16 protein-coding genes are annotated in these 17,925 nt (G+C 73.2%); 13 read left to right on the forward strand and 3 right to left on the reverse strand.

From position 1 onward, the window contains the following. The first annotated feature begins 116 nt into the window (after positions 1-116). The 5 genes from ABT127_RS03590 to ABT127_RS03610 all read left to right on the forward strand — a co-directional run bounded on the left by ABT127_RS03590 (position 117) and on the right by ABT127_RS03610 (position 6,517). Positions 117-689 (forward strand): hypothetical protein, encoded by a 573-nt coding sequence (locus ABT127_RS03590; RefSeq protein ID WP_351444254.1) that lies wholly within the window; start codon positions 117-119, stop codon positions 687-689. Positions 690-747: 58 nt separating this feature from the next. Further along, entirely contained in the window at positions 748-3,990 is a 3,243-nt protein-coding gene (locus ABT127_RS03595; protein WP_351444255.1) for a S41 family peptidase, read from the forward strand. A gap of 175 nt (positions 3,991-4,165) precedes the next feature. Next, a complete protein-coding gene (locus ABT127_RS03600; protein ID WP_351444256.1) occupies positions 4,166-4,519 on the forward strand; it encodes a histidine triad nucleotide-binding protein in 354 nt (117 codons plus the stop codon). Between the two features lie 16 nt (positions 4,520-4,535). Continuing rightward, positions 4,536-5,444: a ribonuclease Z gene (locus ABT127_RS03605; RefSeq protein ID WP_351444257.1), complete on the forward strand. Its 909-nt coding sequence runs from the start codon at positions 4,536-4,538 to the stop codon at positions 5,442-5,444. Positions 5,445-5,467: 23 nt separating this feature from the next. After that, a complete protein-coding gene (locus tag ABT127_RS03610; RefSeq protein WP_351444258.1) occupies positions 5,468-6,517 on the forward strand; it encodes an adenosine deaminase in 1,050 nt (349 codons plus the stop codon). Here the strand turns inward: ABT127_RS03610 and ABT127_RS03615 are convergent. Together ABT127_RS03615 and ABT127_RS03620 are read right to left on the reverse strand one after the other, a co-directional pair. Next, positions 6,490-7,818, reverse strand: a complete 1,329-nt coding sequence (locus ABT127_RS03615) for an MFS transporter (RefSeq protein WP_351444260.1) — start codon at positions 7,816-7,818, stop codon at positions 6,490-6,492. The two genes, ABT127_RS03610 and ABT127_RS03615, sit on opposite strands and share 28 nt — an antisense overlap. Before the next feature lie 256 nt (positions 7,819-8,074). After that, positions 8,075-8,887, reverse strand: coding sequence for an IclR family transcriptional regulator (locus ABT127_RS03620; RefSeq protein ID WP_351444261.1), 813 nt, complete (start codon positions 8,885-8,887; stop codon positions 8,075-8,077). A gap of 68 nt (positions 8,888-8,955) precedes the next feature. Between ABT127_RS03620 and ABT127_RS03625 the strand changes: the two genes are divergently transcribed. The 8 genes from ABT127_RS03625 (at position 8,956) to ABT127_RS03660 (ending at position 16,851) form a co-directional block, all read left to right on the forward strand. Continuing rightward, positions 8,956-9,936, forward strand: coding sequence for a 5-dehydro-4-deoxyglucarate dehydratase (locus tag ABT127_RS03625; RefSeq protein ID WP_351444262.1), 981 nt, complete (start codon positions 8,956-8,958; stop codon positions 9,934-9,936). Continuing rightward, positions 9,933-11,228, forward strand: a complete 1,296-nt coding sequence (locus ABT127_RS03630) for a glucarate dehydratase family protein (protein WP_351444263.1) — start codon at positions 9,933-9,935, stop codon at positions 11,226-11,228. Before ABT127_RS03625 ends, ABT127_RS03630 begins: the two co-directional genes overlap by 4 nt. A gap of 183 nt (positions 11,229-11,411) precedes the next feature. Then, complete coding sequence (locus ABT127_RS03635) at positions 11,412-12,503, forward strand: carbohydrate kinase family protein (protein WP_351444264.1); 1,092 nt, start codon at positions 11,412-11,414, stop codon at positions 12,501-12,503. A 243-nt stretch (positions 12,504-12,746) separates the two neighbouring features. Further along, positions 12,747-13,499, forward strand: coding sequence for a GNAT family N-acetyltransferase (locus ABT127_RS03640; RefSeq protein WP_351444265.1), 753 nt, complete (start codon positions 12,747-12,749; stop codon positions 13,497-13,499). A gap of 162 nt (positions 13,500-13,661) precedes the next feature. Beyond that, the gene (locus tag ABT127_RS03645) at positions 13,662-14,696 is read left to right on the forward strand and encodes a PhoH family protein (RefSeq protein ID WP_351444267.1); all 1,035 of its coding nucleotides are present in this window, start codon (positions 13,662-13,664) and stop codon (positions 14,694-14,696) included. 15 nt (positions 14,697-14,711) lie between these two features. Then, positions 14,712-15,209 (forward strand): rRNA maturation RNase YbeY, encoded by a 498-nt coding sequence (gene ybeY / locus ABT127_RS03650; RefSeq protein WP_111667652.1) that lies wholly within the window; start codon positions 14,712-14,714, stop codon positions 15,207-15,209. After that, the gene (locus ABT127_RS03655) at positions 15,206-16,498 is read left to right on the forward strand and encodes a hemolysin family protein (protein WP_351444268.1); all 1,293 of its coding nucleotides are present in this window, start codon (positions 15,206-15,208) and stop codon (positions 16,496-16,498) included. Before ybeY ends, ABT127_RS03655 begins: the two co-directional genes overlap by 4 nt. Beyond that, complete coding sequence (locus tag ABT127_RS03660; RefSeq protein WP_351444269.1) at positions 16,495-16,851, forward strand: MmcQ/YjbR family DNA-binding protein; 357 nt, start codon at positions 16,495-16,497, stop codon at positions 16,849-16,851. Before ABT127_RS03655 ends, ABT127_RS03660 begins: the two co-directional genes overlap by 4 nt. Positions 16,852-16,854: 3 nt before the next feature. Here the strand turns inward: ABT127_RS03660 and ABT127_RS03665 are convergent, their stop codons facing one another. After that, complete coding sequence (locus tag ABT127_RS03665; RefSeq protein WP_351444270.1) at positions 16,855-17,838, reverse strand: zinc-dependent alcohol dehydrogenase; 984 nt, start codon at positions 17,836-17,838, stop codon at positions 16,855-16,857. Positions 17,839-17,925 lie beyond the last annotated feature (87 nt).

Consider the following 17,925-nt stretch of genomic DNA (forward strand, 5'->3'; position numbering starts at 1 on the left):
CGCAACTGCTCTACCGCCCGGGGAGCCGTGGTGGCATCCTGCCGCACATGGGGGCATTGAGGGGTATCGGTGACCGTTTGCTCCGGTTACGGGGACGGCGCGTCGCGGCGGCTGCCGTGTGCGTCGCCACCGCCGGACTGGGGGCCGTGGCGTGCCAGCCGGTCGACGAGGGCCTGAATCCGTCGACCGTCGCCGCCACCACGGACCAGCAGGGCACGGCCGAGCTCAACCGGCAGAACGCCCATGTGCGGTGGCTCAGTTGCAGCGCCGCCTACGTCAACCGCACCTCCGGCAGCGGCTCGACGTCGCAGGACGTCCACGTCGACTGCCAGGGGAAGACGACGGACGGCAAGGAGATCACGCTCACCGGGAACGCGTACGCGGTCGTCTCCGGCAAGTGCGTGCGGGGCTCGTTCACGGCGAAGGTCGAGGGAAAGCTCTGGTTCCGTGTCGGTGTGCTCGGCAACTGCGAGGCCTCGGACACCTGGACACCGTCGGAGGAGCCCGAGCCGTCGGACACGTGGAAGCCGGAGCCGTCCGACACGTGGAAACCGGAGCCGTCGGACACCTGGAAGCCGGAGCCGTCGGACGAGCCCGAGCCGGGGGAGACCCACACGGTCACCGAGACCGTCACCGTGCCGGAACCCGAGCCGACCTGCACCACCTCCCAGGAGGCCCGGAGCAAGTGAACGGCCGGTGATCGCGAAACCGCGGACGCGGGACGCGGGGCAAAATTAGGCTGGCCGGGTGACGAACCCTGCCGCCTCTGCCTATCTCCGCTTCCCGCACCCGCACGGCGAGTTGGTGGTCTTCACCGCCGAGGACGACGTGTGGGCCGCGCCGCTCGACGGCGGCCGCGCCTGGCGGATCAGTGCCGACAACGTGCCGGTCGGCCACCCCCGGACATCCCCCGACGGCACCATGGTCGCCTGGACCTCGCGCCGTGACGGCGCCCCCGAGGTGCAGGTCGCCCCGGTCGACGGCGGACCGGCCGAGCGTCTGACGTACTGGGGCAGCTGGACCACGTCCGTCCGCGGCTGGACGCCCGACGGCCGGGTCCTCGCCCTGAGTACGTACGGGCAGGCCTCGCTGCGCCGCAGCTGGGCGCGGGCGGTGCCGCTGGACGGCGGACCCGCCGAGACCCTCCCCTACGGGCCGGTCGGCGGGGTCGCGTACGGCCCCGGCTCCCGGGTGGTGCTGCTCTCCGCGTCGATGGGCCGGGAAGCCGCCTGGTGGAAGCGGTACCGGGGCGGCACCGCGGGCAAGCTGTGGATCGACCGGGCCGCCGAGGGCGCCGCCGGTGAGTTCGTACGGCTGCACGCCGATCTCGACGGCAACATCGAGTACCCGATGTGGGTCGGCGAGCGGGTCGCGTTCCTCTCCGACCACGAGGGCGTCGGCGCCCTGTACTCCTCGGCGGCCGACGGAACCGACCTGCGCCGCCACAGCCCCGTGGACGGTTTCTACGCCCGGCACGCCGCGACCGACGGCACCCGGGTCGTCTACGCCTGCGCCGGTGAACTGTGGGCCGTCGACGACCTGCTCGCCGCCGACGCGGCACCGCGGCGCCTCGACATCCGGCTCGGCGGACAGCGCACCGGTCTGCGGCCGCGCGCGGTGGACGCCGCCCGCTGGTTCGGCGCCGCCTCGCCCGACCACACCGGGCGCGGCAGCGCCGTCGCGGTGCGCGGCGCCGTGCACTGGGTGACCCACCGCTCAGGACCGGTCCGCGCGCTCGCCGCCGAGCCCGGCGTCAGGACCCGGCTCCCGCACACCTTCCGGGCCGGCGGCGAGGAGCACGTGGTGTGGGTGACGGACGCCGAGGGCGACGACGCCCTGGAGTTCGCGCCCGCCACCGGCACCGCGCCCGGCGCCACCCCGCGCCGGCTCGGCGGCGGCCGGCTCGGCCGGGTCCTCGGGCTGACCGTCGCCCCGGACGGCGGGCGGGTCGCCGTCGCCGCGCACGACGGCCGGGTCCTCCTCGTCGAGCGGGACAGCGGCGACGTCCGCGAGGTCGACCGCAGTGAGGACGGCCACGCCACCGGTCTCACCTTCTCGCCCGACTCGGCCTGGCTCGCCTGGTCGCACCCCGGCCCGCACGACCTGCGCCAGCTCAAACTGGCCAACGCCGCGGACCTGTCCGTGAGCGAGGCGACCCCGCTGCGGTTCCGGGACTACGCGCCCGCGTTCACGCTCGACGGCAAGCACCTGGCGTTCCTGTCGGCGCGCTCCTTCGATCCGCTCTACGACGAGCACTCCTTCGACCTCGCGTTCGTCGGCGGCTCGCGGCCGCATCTGATCACCCTGGCCGCGACCACCCCCTCGCCGTTCGGACCGCAGCGGCACGGGCGGCCCTTCGACGCGCCGGACAGCCCCGGCTCCGAGACCCCGGAGAGCGAGGGCGCCCCCGCCACCCGCGTCGACCTCGACGGACTCGTCGACCGGATCGTGCCGTTCCCCGTCGAGGCCGCCCGCTACTCGACGCTGCGCACCGCCAAGGACGGAGTGCTGTGGCTGCGGCACCCGGTGCGCGGCGTCCTCGGCGACGCACGGGCCGCCCTCGCCGACGCCGAGCCCAAGACCCGCCTGGAGCGCTACGACCTGCTCCAGCAGCGCATCGAGGAGATCGGCTCCGACGCCGACCACTTCGAGGTCACCGGCGACGGCAAGCGGGTCCTGCTGTGGACCGGTGACGTGCTCAAGGTCGTCCCGAGCGACCGGCGGCCCGCGCACGACGACTCCAGCGACACCAACATCACCGTCGACCTCGCCCGGATCTCCCAGCGCGTGGACCCGGCCGCCGAGTGGCGGCAGATGTACGAGGAGACCGGCCGCCTGATGCGGGACAACTTCTGGCGCGCCGACATGAACGGCGTCGACTGGGACGGTGTCCTCGCCCGCTACCGGCCCGTCCTCGACCGGGTCACCACCCACGACGACCTCGTCGACCTGCTGTGGGAGGTGCAGGGCGAGCTCGGCACCTCGCACGCCTACGTCGTGCCGGGCGGCAGGGGCGGCTCCGGACGCCGCCGCCAGGGGCTGCTCGGCGCCGACGTCTCCCGTCACGAGGACGGCAGTTGGCGTGTCGACCGGGTGCTGCCCTCGGAGACCTCCGACCCGCGTGCCCGGTCCCCGCTCGCCGCGCCCGGGGTCGCCGTGCGCGCCGGGGACGCGATCGTCGCGGTCGGCGGGCTGCCCGTCGACCCCGTCACCGGGCCCGGCCCGCTGCTCGTCGGCACCGCCGACAAGCCGGTCGAGCTGACCGTCTCGCCGGCCGGGGGCGGCGACGCCCGCCATGTCGTCGTCGTCCCGCTGGAGAACGACGAACCGCTGCGCTACCACGCCTGGGTGGCCGACCGGCGGGCCTACGTCCACCGGCTCTCCGGCGGGCGGCTCGGCTATCTCCACGTCCCGGACATGCAGGCGCCCGGCTGGGCACAGATCCATCGCGACCTGAGCGTGGAGGTGGCCCGGGAGGGGCTCGTCGTCGACGTCCGGGAGAACCGGGGCGGGCACACGTCCCAGCTCGTCGTGGAGAAGCTCGCCCGCCGGGTCGTCGGCTGGGACGTGCCGCGCGGCAGCCGCCCCTTCACGTACCCGATGGACGCGCCCCGGGGGCCCGTCGTCGCCGTCGCCAACGAGTTCTCCGGGTCGGACGGGGACATCGTCAACGCGGCGATCAAGGCGCTCGGGATCGGGACCGTGGTGGGGACCCGGACGTGGGGTGGCGTCATCGGCATCGACAGCCGGTACCGGCTGGTGGACGGGACGCTGGTGACACAGCCGAAGTACGCGACCTGGATGGAGGGGGTCGGGTGGGGGCTGGAGAACTACGGGGTGGATCCGGACGTCGAGGTGGTCGCCGCGCCCCATGACGTCGCGGCCGGCCGCGATCCGCAGCTCGACGAGGCCGTACGTCTGGCGCTGGCCGCGCTTGCCCGTACCCCGGCGAAGTCGGCACCGGATTTGCCGGACCCGTCCGTCGGCTGACTCTCTCGTCGTGGCTGGTCGCGCAGTTCCCCGCGCCCCTGAAGCGAGCTGCGCTCGCTCAGGGGAAGGCGCGCGAAGCGGCCACCGGGCTGCACACGACACCGATGCCGTCCCCGACCCCCGTGATCGATACCATGCGGCCAGGCCGCGACCCCCGCGTAAAGGAGACCAGAACATGCCCGGCGACCCCCAGGCGGACTGCCTGTTCTGCAAGATCGTCGCGGGAGACGTCCCCGCCACGCTCGTCCGCGAGACGGAGACCACGGTCGCGTTCCGGGACATCAACCCCCAGGCCCCCACCCACATCCTGGTGATCCCGCGCGTCCACCACCCCGACGCCGCATCCCTGGCCGCGGCGGAGCCGGCCATCGCCGCCGACGTGCTGCGCGAGGCGGGCGAGGTCGCCAAGGAGGAGAAGCTGGACAGCTACCGGCTCGTGTTCAACACGGGCAGCGGCGCCGGCCAGACCGTCTTCCACGCGCACGCCCACGTCCTCGGCGGCCGCGGCCTGCAGTGGCCCCCCGGATAGCCACGGCCGACACCTGATGTCCGTACGGGAATTCGTCGTCCTCGGCACCGCCAGCCAGGTGCCCACGCGGCACCGCAACCACAACGGCTACCTGCTGCGCTGGGACGGCGAGGGCATCCTCTTCGACCCCGGAGAGGGAACACAGCGCCAGATGCTGCACGCCGGCGTCGCCGCGCACGACCTGCACCGGATCTGCGTCACCCACTTCCACGGCGACCACAGCCTCGGCCTCGCCGGGGTGATCCAGCGGATCAATCTCGACCGCGTCCCGCACCCGGTGACCGCCCACTACCCGGCGTCCGGGCAGCGGTTCTTCGACCGGCTGCGGTACGCGACCGCGTACCGCGAGACCGTCGGGATCACCGAGGAACCGGTGAGCGGCGACGCCGCGGTGCTCGCCGAGACGCCGGGCTACCGCCTGGAGGCGCGGCGCCTGTCCCACCCCGTCGAGTCGTACGGCTACCTCCTGGTCGAGCCCGACCGGCTGCGGATGCTGCCCGAGCGGCTCGCCGCGCACGGCATCACCGGGCCGGACGTCGGCCGGATCCAGAAGGCGGGCGAACTGCGCGGGGTCACGCTCGCCGACGTCAGCGAGACACGGCGCGGGCAGCGCGTCGCGTTCGTGATGGACACCCGGCTGTGCGAGGGGGTCACCGCGCTCGCCGAGGGCTGCGACCTGCTCGTCATCGAGTCGACGTTCCTGGACGAGGACGCGCAACTCGCCGCCGACCACGGGCACCTCACCGCCGGGCAGGCCGCAGCCGTCGCCCGGGACGCCGGCGTCCGGCACCTCGTGCTCACCCACTTCAGTCAGCGCTACGCCGACCCCGAGGAGTTCGCCCGGCAGGCGCGGGCCGCCGGGTTCGAGGGGGAGCTGACGGTCGCCCGCGACCTGGACCGCGTCACCGTCCCCAGACGCCGCTGACCAGGGCGCCGTACGATGAAGGGATGTCCCACGCACCACTCGCGCCCCTCGGGTCGCACGCCCTGATCCCCAAGGCCGAGCTCCACCTGCACATCGAAGGCACCCTCGAACCCGAGCTGGCCTTCGAGCTCGCCGCCCGCAACGGCATCACCCTGCCGTACCCGGACACCGAGGCGCTGCGCACGGCGTACCTCTTCGCCGACCTCCAGTCCTTCCTCGACCTGTACTACGCGCTGATGGCCGTCCTGATCACCGAGGACGACTTCGAGGCGCTGGCCGACGCCTATCTCGCCCGCGCCGCCGCGCAGGGCGTACGGCACGCGGAGATCTTCTTCGACCCGCAGGCCCACACGGCCCGCGGCGTGGCGATGGGGACCGTCGTGGAGGGCCTGTCGCGGGCGCTCGCGCGCAGCGAGGAGCGGCACGGGGTCAGCACCAAACTGATCATGTGCTTCCTGCGCGACCAGTCCGCCGAGTCGGCGCTGGAGACGCTGGACGAGGCGAAGCCGTACCTCGACCGGATCGTCGGCGTCGGGCTCGACTCCGCCGAGGTCGGCAACCCCGCGGCGAAGTTCCGCGAGGTGTACGAGGCCGCGGGCGAGCTGGGTCTGCGCAAGGTCGCGCACGCGGGCGAGGAGGGCGACCCGAGCTATGTGTGGGAGGCCCTGGACGTGCTCGGCGTCGAGCGCGTCGACCACGGCCTGCGCTCCCTGGAGGACCCCGACCTGGTGGCCCGCCTGGTGCGCGACCGGATCCCGCTGACCCTGTGCCCGATGTCGAACGTGCGGCTGCGCACCATCGACGTCCTGGAGGACCACCCGCTCGTCGCCATGATGGACGCCGGGCTGGTGTGCACGGTGAACTCCGACGACCCGGCCTACTTCGGCGGCTACGCGGGCGACAACTTCCACGCGGTCGGCGAGGCGCTCGCCCTGGACCACGAACGGCTGCGGGAACTGGCCCGCAACTCGTTCGTGGCGTCCTTCCTGGACGGCAGCGCCGAGGAGGAGGCGCTGCGGGCGCGCTACCTCGCCGAGGTCGAGGCCTACGCGTTCGACGCGGCCACGGACTGACCCGACTGCTGGGGGCCCGCCGTCGTGAACTCGCCCTGGACCGGCTCCGGTCCGGCCTCGGACACGGCCGCGGGCACCTCGATCTCGTAGACCGGCTGCTCGGGCAGGCCGGACGGCGGGACGATCGCGCCCACCGGGGCGCCGCTGCGCCGCCGTGCCGCACCCGCGAACAGCGGGCGTCCGCTTGTGTGCAGGGCCACCGCGGTCAGCGGCACCGCCAGCAGGAGCAGCAGCGTGGCGAGGACCGCGCCCATCGCGGGGAAGCCCGCCGACTGCGACAGCGAACTGCCCACGAGCGGCCCGCAGGCCGTGCCGAGCGAGGACGCCGAGCCGACGAGGACCGCCCAGCGGCCGCGCGGGTCCAGGGACGCGGCGAGGCCGAGCAGGTAGGAGAGCACCACCGGGTAGAGGGTGTTCCAGGCGATCTCGCCGAACGCGAAGGACCCGAGGCCGTCGGCGCGGGCGCTCAGCGCGATGCAGCAGGCGATGGCCGCCGTGCCCACGCCGATCGGGACCGCGCGGCCGAGCCGGGCGCCGAGCGCGCCCGCGCCCAGCACCCCGAGCAGACCGGCGCCGAGCCCGAGCGCGAAGACCGAGCCGACGGCGACCTCGGACAGGCCCGCCTGCTGGGTGCCGATGCGGCTGCTGACGCCCCACAGGGAGTTCTGCGCCATGGACCAGCAGACGATGACCGCGGCCAGCACCATTCCCGAACGGGCGTAGGGGAGGGGTGACTTGGGTGCGGGCGCCGCGCTGTTGTCCGGGCCCGCCGGGCCGTCCAGGACGTGGGTCGCGGGCCAGACGCACAGCGCCGTCAGGGCCAGCGCCGCGAACGGCAGCCCGTGCCCGGTGCTGACGCGGGGGATCGTGAGATAGAGGGCGCCGGCGAGCGCCGAGACGGACAGCAGGCCGAGCGTCGAGGCGCGGTGCGGATCCTTCTGGGCGGCGATCCCGGTGGCGGCGACCGCGGTCGCGGTGCCCGAGCCGAAGCCGCCGATCATCGCACCCGCGACGACCAGCGGGACGGAGGAGGCGAGCGCCGCGGTGCCGTAGCCGACGGCCGCGAGGAGCAGTCCGGAGCGGGCGGCGCGGCGCGCTCCGATCCGCTCGACGCGGGTCGCGAGGGTGAGGCCCGCGGTGGCCGAGCTCAGCAGCAGCGCGCTGCCGATGAGACCGGCCTGGGTGGGGTTCAGGCGCAGGCTGTCGGCGAGACGGCCGACAACCGTGGGCAGGAGATAAGCAGCGAGGTACCCGGCCGTGAAGAGGGCTATGAGCGCGGGCCGGGGAGTGCGCGAGGACACGGGCGTTCCTGTATGACGGACCCCCTGCCTTGGACGCTGTTTTGGGCAAGGGGGTGGTAAGGAAAGGGGTGTGGGAGCGCGACGTCTTTGCGAACGGGACCGAACCGGGGACGTTGGGGCGCGGCCAATTTGTATCAACCCGAGAGGGCCCCGAGAAAGCCGGGATCTTGTGACGCGCACCACATTTGGTTTGTGGGTGGTTCGGCCGGGTAATCGAGGTGACTTTCGGGCGGACGGCAGGCGGCCGTTCCGTTGCTCAACGGCGCCAGTCGGGGGTTCCCGAGGAGCCGCGGCGGGCGGCCGCCAGCTCGATCCGTGAGCGGATCTCCCGCATCACCGCCACGATGCGTTCCTCGTGCTCCGGCGTCAGCCGCACGACCGGCACCGAGCAGCTGATCGCGTCGTGCGCGGGGGTCGCGTAACGCAGGGCGAAGCCGAAGCCCGTGATGCCCGCGACGGCCTCCTCGCGGTCGACCGAGTGGCCGCGCCGCCGGGTCGCCGCGAGATCGGCGGCGAGCGCCTCGCGGGTGGTGCGGGTGCGGTCGGTGGCGCGCGGGTACGGGCCGGGCGGGAGCGTGTCGTCGCCGCGTTCGGCGAGCAGCGCCTTGCCGAGCGCGCCGACGTGCGCGGGCAGCCGGCGGCCGACCCGGCTGATGGTGCGCAGGTACTCGTGGGACTCGCGGGTGGCGAGGTAGGCGACGTCGAAGCCGTCGAGCCGTCCCAGGTGGATCGTCTCGCCGAGCGCGTCGGACGCCTCGTCGAGGAAGGGCCGCGCGACCCGCACGTACGGATCCGTGTCCAGATAGCTGGTGCCGGTCAGCAGGGCGTGGATGCCGATGCCGTACAGCGAGCCGGTGACGTCCGTACGGACCCAGCCGCGCGCGATCAGCGTCCGCAGCAGCGCGTACATGGAGCTGCGCGGCACCCCCAGTTCGTCGGCCAGCTCCTGGAGGCGGGCCGGGCGGTCGCCGCGGGCGGCGAGCACGTCGAGCAGCTCGACGGTGCGGGCCGCGGACTTCACCTCGCGGACACCGCCGCCGGTCTGTTCCTCCGTCGGCTCCTCTGACATGGGCCGATCGTAAGGCGGTGCCTCCGCCCCATTGACGCCGTGTGTTCGCGTATCTAATCTCCGTCTACATGTGTGGATGTCATCTACGTACGGAGACAGCAGAGGCGACGGAGACGGTGGAGCGGCTGCGCGCGGGGATGGAGCGCGGCGTGCTCTCCTTCCCGCTGACCGGCTTCCGGGCCGACGGCTCGCTCGACCTCGACGCCTTCCGGGAGTACGTCGCCGCGCAGGTGGCCACCGGGCCCGGCGCGGTCTTCCCGGCCTGCGGCACCGGCGAGTTCTTCTCCCTCGACGAGGAGGAGTACCGGCAGGTCGTCACGGCCACCGTCGAGGAGAGCGCGGGCCGGCTGCCCGTCGTCGCCGGGATCGGCTACGGCTGGGCCCAGGCCGCCCGCTTCGCCCGCATCGCCGAGGAGGCGGGCGCCGACGCCCTCCTGGTCCTGCCGCACTACCTGGTCAGCGGGCCGCAGAGCGGGCTCGTGGCGCAGGTGGAGCAGATCGCGGCACGCACCCGGCTCCCGCTGATCGTCTACCAGCGCGACCAGGTCGCCTTCAGCACCGAGTCGCTGGAGCGGATCGCCGCCCTGCCGACCGTCGTCGGCCTCAAGGACGGCCACAGCGACCTCGACCGGCTCCAGCGCCTCACTCTCGCCGCGCCGGACGGCTTCCTGTTCTTCAACGGCGCCGCCACCGCCGAGATCCAGGCACGGGCCTACGCGGCCGTGGGCGTCCCCGCCTACTCCTCGGCCGTGCACGCTTTCGCCCCGGAGATCGCCGCCGCCTTCTTCACGGCCCTGCGCGACGGCGACCACCCCCGCGTCGACCGGCTGCTGCGCGACTTCTACCTCCCCTTCGTCGAGATCCGCGACCGCGTCCCCGGCTACGGCGTCTCGCTCGTCAAGGCCGCCGCCCGGCTGCGCGGCCGCCCCGTCGGCCCGGTCCGCGCCCCGCTCACCGACCCGGCCCCGGCCGACCTCGCCGACCTGGAGCGGGTCCTCGCCGCCGGCCTCGACCTCGTACCGTCCGCCCTGACCGGAGCCGCCCGATGACCGATCTGACGATCACCGACGTCCGCCTCACCCCGATCCTCGTCGCGGACCCGCCCCTGCTGAACACCCAGGGCCTGCACCAGCCGTACACGCCCCGGCTGCTCGTCGAGGTGGTCACCGCGGACGGCATCACCGGGGTCGGCGAGACGTACGGCGACGCCAAGTACCTGGAGCTGGCCCGCCCCTTCGCCGAGCGCCTGACAGGCCGTCGCGTATCGGACCTGAACAGCCTGTTCACGATCGCGGACGCCGTCTCCGTCGATGACTCCCGGGTCGACCACCAGGTCGACGTGGGCGGGCTGCGCGGCGTCCAGACCGCCGACAAGCTCCGCCTCTCCGTCGTCTCCGGCTTCGAGGTCGCCTGCCTCGACGCGCTCGGCAAGGCGCTCGGCCTGCCCGTGCACGCCCTGCTCGGCGGCAAGCTCCGCGACAGCGTCGAGTACAGCGCCTACCTCTTCTACAAGAACGCCGAGCACCCGCCCGGCACCGCGGGCGAGCGCGACGACTGGGGCGCCGCCCTCGACCCCGCCGGTGTCGTCGCCCAGGCCCGCCTCTTCCACGAGCGCTACGGCTTCGAGTCGTTCAAGCTCAAGGGAGGCTGCTTCCCGCCGGACGAGGAGATCGCCGCCGTCCGCGCGCTCGCCGAGGCGTTCCCCGGCAAACCGCTGCGCCTCGACCCCAACGGCGCCTGGTCCGTGGAGACCTCGCTGGAGGTCGCCGCCGAGCTGAAGGACGTACTCGAATACCTGGAGGACCCGGCGCTCGGCACCCCCGCCATGGCCGAGGTCGCCGCCCGGGCCGGCGTGCCCCTCGCGACCAACATGTGCGTGACGACCTTCGCCGAGATCCAGGAGGCCTTCACCACCGGCGCCGTGCAGGTGGTCCTCTCCGACCACCACTACTGGGGCGGGCTGCGCAACACCCAGCAACTGGCCGCGATCTGCCGCACTTTCGGGGTCGGCGTCTCCATGCACTCCAACACGCACCTCGGCATCAGCCTCGCCGCGATGACCCACGTCGCGGCGACCGTGCCCAACCTGCATCACGCCTGCGACTCCCACTATCCGTGGCAGTCCGAGGACGTCCTCACGGAGCGCCTGACCTTCGACGCCGGCCGCGTCACGGTCTCCGACGCCCCCGGTCTGGGCGTCACCCTCGACCCGGACAAGGTCGCCCGCCTGCACCGGCGGTGGCTGGACCCGGCCCACGCGCATCTGCGCGACCGGGACGACGCCGCCGCGATGCGCGTCCTGGACCCGGCGTGGGTGACCCCTGCCGTCCCGCGCTGGTAGTCGCGCGCCCGCGGCCCGGTGGCCGCTTCTCGCGCAGCGCATGCCTTCAGGGGCGCGGGGAACTGCGCGACCAGCCACGACGGCGGGACGGTCCGAAGAGCACCGGAACATGGCACACGCGTCCGACGACCTCGCCCACGGTTCAGGCACACTGTCCAAACCCGCACCCCCAGGGAGGACCCCGTGCCGCTCGCAGAGAGGCCCCGAACCGACCCCCTCGCCCCCCTGCGCACCGCCGCCGACCCGCCCTGCGACGTCTACCTGACCGGCACCGTCTTCCTCGACATCATCTTCACCGGCCTCGACTCGGCCCCCGTTCGCGGCACCGAGTCGTGGGCCCGCGGCATGGGTTCGAGCCCCGGCGGCGTCGCCAACATGGCCACCGCCCTGGCCCGCCTCGGCCTGCGCACCTCACTCGCCGCGGCCTTCGGCGACGACCACTACGGCGAGTACTGCTGGGACACCCTCGAACAGGGCGAGGGCATCGACCTCACCCACTCGCACACCGCCCCCGGCTGGCACTCGCCGGTCACCGTCTCCATGGCGTACGAGGGCGAACGCACCATGGTGAGCCACGGCCACGAACCGCCGCCCCAGGAGCCCGCCCCGCGCTGCCCGCCGCGCTCCCGCGCCGCCGTGGCCTCCCTGGCGCCGGGCGTCGACGAACCCTGGGTGGGCGAGGCCGCGCGCCAGGGCACCCGGATCTTCGCGGACGTCGGCTGGGACGAGACCGGCCGCTGGGACCTGGCCGCGCTGCCCGACCTCGGCCAGTGCGAGGCGTTCCTGCCCAACGCCGAGGAGGCGATGCGCTACACCCGCACCTCCTGCCCCCGGGCCGCCGCGCACGCCCTCGCCGAACACGTCCCGCTCGCCGTCGTCACCCTCGGCGCCGAGGGCGCCTACGCCGTGGACGGCCGCACCGGCGAGACCGCCTCCGTCCCCGCGATCGAGGTCGAGGCGCTCGACCCGACCGGCGCCGGGGACGTCTTCGTCGCCGGATTCGTCACCGGCACCCTCGCCGGCTGGCCCCTCGCCGACCGCCTCGCCTTCGCCGGACTCACCGCCGCCCTCTCCGTCCAGGAGTTCGGCGGCTCCCTGTCCGCGCCCGGCTGGTCGGAGATCGCCGCCTGGTGGAAGCAGGTGCGGACCTACGCCGACCAGGACCGGGCGGCGCTGAGCCGGTACGCCTTCCTGCACCCGCTGCTGCCCGAGACGTCCCGGCCGTGGCCGCTGCGGCGCGCGGTGCCGACGATCGGCTTCGGCCGGTCCGCGTAAAAGCGCTTGTCGGGTCCGCGGCGGCCGTGCCAAAGTGGCGGCCGCCGTCACCCGACGGCGACCAGCCTTCTCATCCTTCGAGGACTGAAGCCCATGAACTCGGCGACCTCCAGCGGCCGCCGTCGGTACTGACCGCCTCCACGGTCCGGTACCGGGCGCCCACGCCTCCTCACGGCGGCCCCACGCACCCGCATTCACCTGTGCAGCAGTGCGCTTTTCTCACGTGAGGGAATCACCATCACCATGGACCACGACGTCCAGCGTTTCACCGTCGCCCACCTGCGCCGCCGCCCGGCGCCCGTGGAGCGCGGCGGCTTCGTCCTCGGCTTCGACCCGGACACCACCAGCCCCTTCATCAACTACGCCACCCCGCTGCCCGGCGCCGCCCCCACCGCGGCCGACGTGGCGGCCCTCGTCGCCGCGTTCCGCGAGCGGGACCTGACGCCCCGCCTGGAGTTCGCGCCGGACGCCGCACCCGCGGCGGCCGCCGCGCTCACCGCCGCGGGCTTCACCACCGAGGCGGAGCACACCTACCTGGTGTGCACCCCCGGCACGCTGGCCGTGCCGGAGGCGGGCCCGGCCGTCGACGCGCCGACGGCCGACGCCGACTACTTCGACCTCGACGCGGCCCTCGCCGAGGCGTTCGGCGGAGAGTTCCCGACGTCCGAGGAGGGCGCGGCCCGGCTGCGCCGCACCGCGGAGACGGGCGGGGCCGTCCGGCTCGTCCGGGCCGCGGACGGCACCGTCGCCGGTGGCGCCCTGTGCAGCGCGCCCGCCGCGGGCACCGCCGAACTGGCCGGCGTCGGCACCCGCCCCGCCCACCGCGGCCGGGGCATCGCCGCCGCCGTCACCGCGGAACTGGCCCGCACGATGCTGCACGAGCGCGGCACCGGCTCGGTGTGGCTCGAGTACGGCGGCCAGGACTCCCGCCGCGTCTACGAACGCGTCGGCTTCCGGCCGCACGGGACCCGCCTGTACACCCGGCTCGAAGCCTGAGCCACCGGCGGCCGGGGCCCATCACCGGGGCCCCGGCCGTATCCGGAAACCCGCTCGGCGTTGTCGTACCCGCGCCGTACCCTTGGCGGTGTAGGACCCGCAGCACGATCCGCAGATTCACCAGCCCGTACGGGGAGGAAGCAAGGGCCACCGGCCCGGCTCATGACGCAGACACCATCCAGCGCCCGCGCGCAGTTCACCGTCCCGGCCAAGCACCCCATGGTCGAGGTCCTGGGATCCGGCGACGCACTGCTGCGAGTGATCGAGAGGGCCTTCCCGGAGGCCGACATCCACGTCCGGGGCAATCAGATCAGCGCGACCGGAGAGCCGTCCGAAGTGGCCCTCGTCCAGCGACTGTTCGACGAGATGATGCTGGTCCTGAGGACGGGAGCCCCGATGACCGAGGACGCCGTGGAGCGCTCCATCGCGATGCTGAAGGCGACGCAGAACGGCGAGGGCGACGGCGCGGAGACCCCCGCCGAGGTCCTCACGCAGAACATCCTCTCCTCGCGCGGACGCACCATCCGCCCCAAGACGCTGAACCAGAAGCGGTACGTCGACGCGATCGACAAGCACACGATCGTCTTCGGCATCGGCCCCGCCGGTACCGGCAAGACCTACCTGGCGATGGCCAAGGCGGTCCAGGCCCTGCAGTCCAAGCAGGTCAACCGCATCATCCTCACCCGCCCCGCGGTGGAGGCCGGCGAGCGCCTGGGCTTCCTGCCCGGCACCCTCTACGAGAAGATCGACCCGTACCTGCGCCCGCTGTACGACGCGCTGCACGACATGCTCGACCCGGACTCGATCCCGCGCCTGATGGCGGCGGGCACGATCGAGGTGGCGCCGCTGGCGTACATGCGCGGGCGCACGCTCAATGACGCCTTCATCATCCTGGACGAGGCCCAGAACACGAGCCCCGAGCAGATGAAGATGTTCCTGACCCGGCTCGGGTTCGAGTCGAAGATCGTGATCACCGGTGACGTGACGCAGGTCGACCTGCCCAACGGCACGAAGTCGGGGCTCCGGCAGGTCCAGGAGATCCTGGAAGGCCTCGACGACGTGCACTTCTCGCGCCTGTCGTCCCAGGATGTCGTGAGGCACAAGCTGGTCGGCCGTATCGTCGACGCGTACGAGAAGTACGACACCGAGCACGGCACGGAGAACGGCACCCACAAGGGCCGCCCCAGAGGGAAGTAGAGAACCAACAGCGCCATGTCGATCGACGTCAACAACGAGTCCGGAACCGAGGTCGACGAGCAGGCGATCCTCGACATCGCCCGCTACGCCCTCGCGCGGATGCGCATCCACCCGCTCTCCGAGCTCTCGGTGATCGTCGTGGACGGCGACGCCATGGAGCAGCTGCACGTGCAGTGGATGGACCTGCCGGGGCCGACGGATGTCATGTCCTTCCCGATGGACGAGCTGCGTCCGCCGATGAAGGACGACGAGGAGCCCCCGCAGGGGCTCCTCGGTGACATCGTGCTCTGCCCCGAGGTCGCGAAGAAGCAGGGCGCCGAGGCGCCGACGGAGCACTCCATGGACGAGGAGCTCCAGCTGCTCACCGTGCACGGCGTGCTGCACCTGCTCGGGTACGACCACGAGGAGCCCGACGAGAAGGCCGAGATGTTCGGGCTCCAGGCGGCCATCGTGGACGGCTGGCGCGCGGAGAAGGGGATCGAGGGTCCGTCACCGGCCCCGACCGTGTCATGAGTCCTTCCCTGATCGCGGGCGCCGTCGCCCTGGTCGTCGTCGCCTGGCTGGCGGCCTGCGCCGAGGCCGGCATCGCCCGCACGTCGAGTTTCCGCGCCGAGGAGGCCGTCCGGTCCGGGCGGCGCGGCAGCGCGAAGCTGGCCCAGGTCGCCGCCGACCCGACCCGCTATCTGAACGTGGCGCTCCTGGTCCGGGTGGCCTGCGAGATGGCGGCGGCCACCCTGGTCACGTACGCGTGCCTGGAGCAGTTCACCGAGACGTGGCAGGCGCTGCTCGTCGCGATCGGCGTGATGGTCCTCGTCAGCTACGTCGCCGTCGGGGTCTCGCCGCGCACCATCGGCCGCCAGCACCCGCTGAACACGGCGACGGCCGCCGCGTACGTGCTGCTGCCGCTGGCCCGGATCATGGGCCCGATCCCGCCCCTGCTGATCCTCATCGGCAACGCGCTGACACCCGGCAAGGGATTCCGCCGCGGCCCGTTCGCCTCCGAGGCCGAACTTCGCGCCATGGTCGACCTCGCCGAGAAGGAGTCGCTCATCGAGGACGAGGAGCGCCGCATGGTGCACTCGGTCTTCGAGCTGGGCGACACCCTGGTCCGCGAGGTCATGGTGCCGCGCACGGACCTCATCGTCATCGAGCGCTACAAGACGATCCGCCAGGCGCTGACGCTGGCCCTGCGCTCCGGTTTCTCCCGGATCCCGGTGGTCGGCGAGAACGAGGACGACATCGTCGGCATCGTGTATCTGAAGGACCTGGTCCGCAAGACGCACATCAACCGCGACGCCGAGGCCGAGCTCGTCTCGACGGCGATGCGCCCGGCCGCCTTCGTCCCCGACACCAAGAACGCCGGTGACCTGCTGCGCGAGATGCAGCAGCTGCGCAACCACGTCGCCGTCGTCATCGACGAGTACGGCGGCACGGCCGGCATCGTCACCATCGAGGACATCCTGGAGGAGATCGTCGGCGAGATCACCGACGAGTACGACCGGGAACTCCCGCCGGTGGAGGAGCTGGGCGACGACCGCTTCCGGGTCACCGCGCGCCTCGACATCGGCGACCTCGGCGAGCTGTACGGCATCGAGGAGTACGACGACGAGGACGTGGAGACGGTCGGCGGGCTGCTCGCCAAGGCGCTCGGGCGGGTGCCGATCGCGGGCGCGTCGGCGCAGGTGGAGCTGCCGGACGGGCGGGAGCTGCGGCTGACCGCGGAGGACTCCGCCGGACGCCGGAACAAGATCGTGACGGTCCTCGTGGAGCCCGTGGACCCCAAGGGCGAGGACTCGGCATGACCCCCGAGGAGCTGCGCGCGCTCTGCCTGTCGTTCAACGCGGCGGTGGAGGAGTTCCCCTTCGGCCCGGAGGCGTCGGTCTTCAAGGTCCTGGGCAAGATGTTCGCCCTGAGCAGCCTGGACGCGCGCCCCCTGACGGTGAACCTCAAGTGCGACCCCGAGGACGCGATCCGGCTCCGCCGCGAACACGAGGGCGCGGTCCGGCCGGGCTGGCACATGAACAAGCGGCACTGGAACACGGTGTCGGTGGGGGAGCTCCCGGCCCCGTTCGTACGGGAACTGGTCGAGGACTCGTACGACCTGGTGGTGGCGGGGCTGCCGCGGGCGGAGCGGCTGAGGCTCGACCGGGCGTGAGGGTCAGCCGGTTCCCGGCCCCGCGATCCACGTCTTCCCCGCCTGCCCCCTGGCCTCCGCGAACGCCCGGGGCGCGTCCTCGAAGGCGTATCGCGTCGTGAGGGCCACGGACGGGTGGACGCGGTCGGACGTGATGTCGTCCAGGGCGGATCGGAAGTCGTGCGGGTGGTCGTAGATCAGGGAGCCCTGGATCGTGAGCAGGCCGCGCACCACCTGGTCCATCGTCAGCGGCAGCGGGGCCGTGTCGAGGCCGACCAGGGTGAGGGTGGCGCCCGGGGCGAGGCGGGGGAGGGCCGCCGCCAGGGCCGGGGCGGCGCCCGTGGTCTCGTAGAGCCGGAGGAAGCCGCCGTCGCCGTCGCCCGCCGCGGTGGCGCCGAGAGCGACCGCGCGGGCGAGGCGCTCGGGGTGGAGCTCCACGACGACCGGCTCGGCGCCGAGGGCCAGCAGTGACTGGCTGAGCAGCAGCCCCTGCGCGCCGGCGCCGAGCACCAGGGCCCGCTCGCCCTTGCTGATCCCGCTGCGCTTGACCGCCGTGCGCGCCACCACGTACGGCTCGAACGCGGCCAGGTCCCGCACGTCCAGCTCCTCCGGGACGACATGCGCGAAGGGGGCCGGGACCGTGAAGCGCTCCGCCAGCAGGCCCGGCGCGTTCATGCCCACGATCGCCCGGTACGGGCACGCCGAGGTCAGCCCGCGGCGGCAGTCCGCGCACTCCAGGCACGCGAAGTTCGGCTCGACGACCACGCGGCGGCCCACGATCTGCGCGGGGACGGCGGAGCCGGTCGAAACGACCCGGCCGAACGCCTCGTGCCCCATGACCCAGGGGACGGCGGGGACGGCGCGGTGGCCCTCGTGGACGGACAGGTCCGAGCCGCAGACGCCGAGTCCTTCGAGCGCGACGACGACTTCGCCGGGGCCGGGGACGGGCTCCGGCAGGTCGTCGGCGACGGTGAGGCGGTGGGGGGCGGTGAGGACGACGGCCTTCATACGGGCTCCTGCGGGTGGGTGCCTCGGGGATGCCCCAGACTAATGTACGAACTGGTTAGTTATCTAGAGGGCGAGTCGAGGCGCCGC

It is taken from the genome of Streptomyces sp. NPDC001904 (genome assembly GCF_040297005.1).
Lineage (GTDB): Bacteria > Actinomycetota > Actinomycetes > Streptomycetales > Streptomycetaceae > Streptomyces.

What these genes read in the sequence shown, in the direction of transcription:
- ABT127_RS03620 (WP_351444261.1), bottom strand. Translation starts at nt 8,887, where the DNA reads ATGTCAGAGGAGCCGACGGAGGAACAGACCGGCGGCGGTGTCCGCGAG.
- ABT127_RS03630 (WP_351444263.1), top strand. Translation starts at nt 9,933, where the DNA reads ATGACCGATCTGACGATCACCGACGTCCGCCTCACCCCGATCCTCGTC.
- ABT127_RS03610 (WP_351444258.1), top strand. Translation starts at nt 5,468, where the DNA reads ATGTCCCACGCACCACTCGCGCCCCTCGGGTCGCACGCCCTGATCCCC.
- ABT127_RS03640 (WP_351444265.1), top strand. Translation starts at nt 12,747, where the DNA reads ATGGACCACGACGTCCAGCGTTTCACCGTCGCCCACCTGCGCCGCCGC.
- ABT127_RS03645 (WP_351444267.1), top strand. Translation starts at nt 13,662, where the DNA reads ATGACGCAGACACCATCCAGCGCCCGCGCGCAGTTCACCGTCCCGGCC.
- ABT127_RS03660 (WP_351444269.1), top strand. Translation starts at nt 16,495, where the DNA reads ATGACCCCCGAGGAGCTGCGCGCGCTCTGCCTGTCGTTCAACGCGGCG.
- ABT127_RS03605 (WP_351444257.1), top strand. Translation starts at nt 4,536, where the DNA reads ATGTCCGTACGGGAATTCGTCGTCCTCGGCACCGCCAGCCAGGTGCCC.
- ABT127_RS03600 (WP_351444256.1), top strand. Translation starts at nt 4,166, where the DNA reads ATGCCCGGCGACCCCCAGGCGGACTGCCTGTTCTGCAAGATCGTCGCG.
- ybeY (WP_111667652.1), top strand. Translation starts at nt 14,712, where the DNA reads ATGTCGATCGACGTCAACAACGAGTCCGGAACCGAGGTCGACGAGCAG.
- ABT127_RS03665 (WP_351444270.1), bottom strand. Translation starts at nt 17,838, where the DNA reads ATGAAGGCCGTCGTCCTCACCGCCCCCCACCGCCTCACCGTCGCCGAC.
- ABT127_RS03625 (WP_351444262.1), top strand. Translation starts at nt 8,956, where the DNA reads ATGTGTGGATGTCATCTACGTACGGAGACAGCAGAGGCGACGGAGACG.
- ABT127_RS03655 (WP_351444268.1), top strand. Translation starts at nt 15,206, where the DNA reads ATGAGTCCTTCCCTGATCGCGGGCGCCGTCGCCCTGGTCGTCGTCGCC.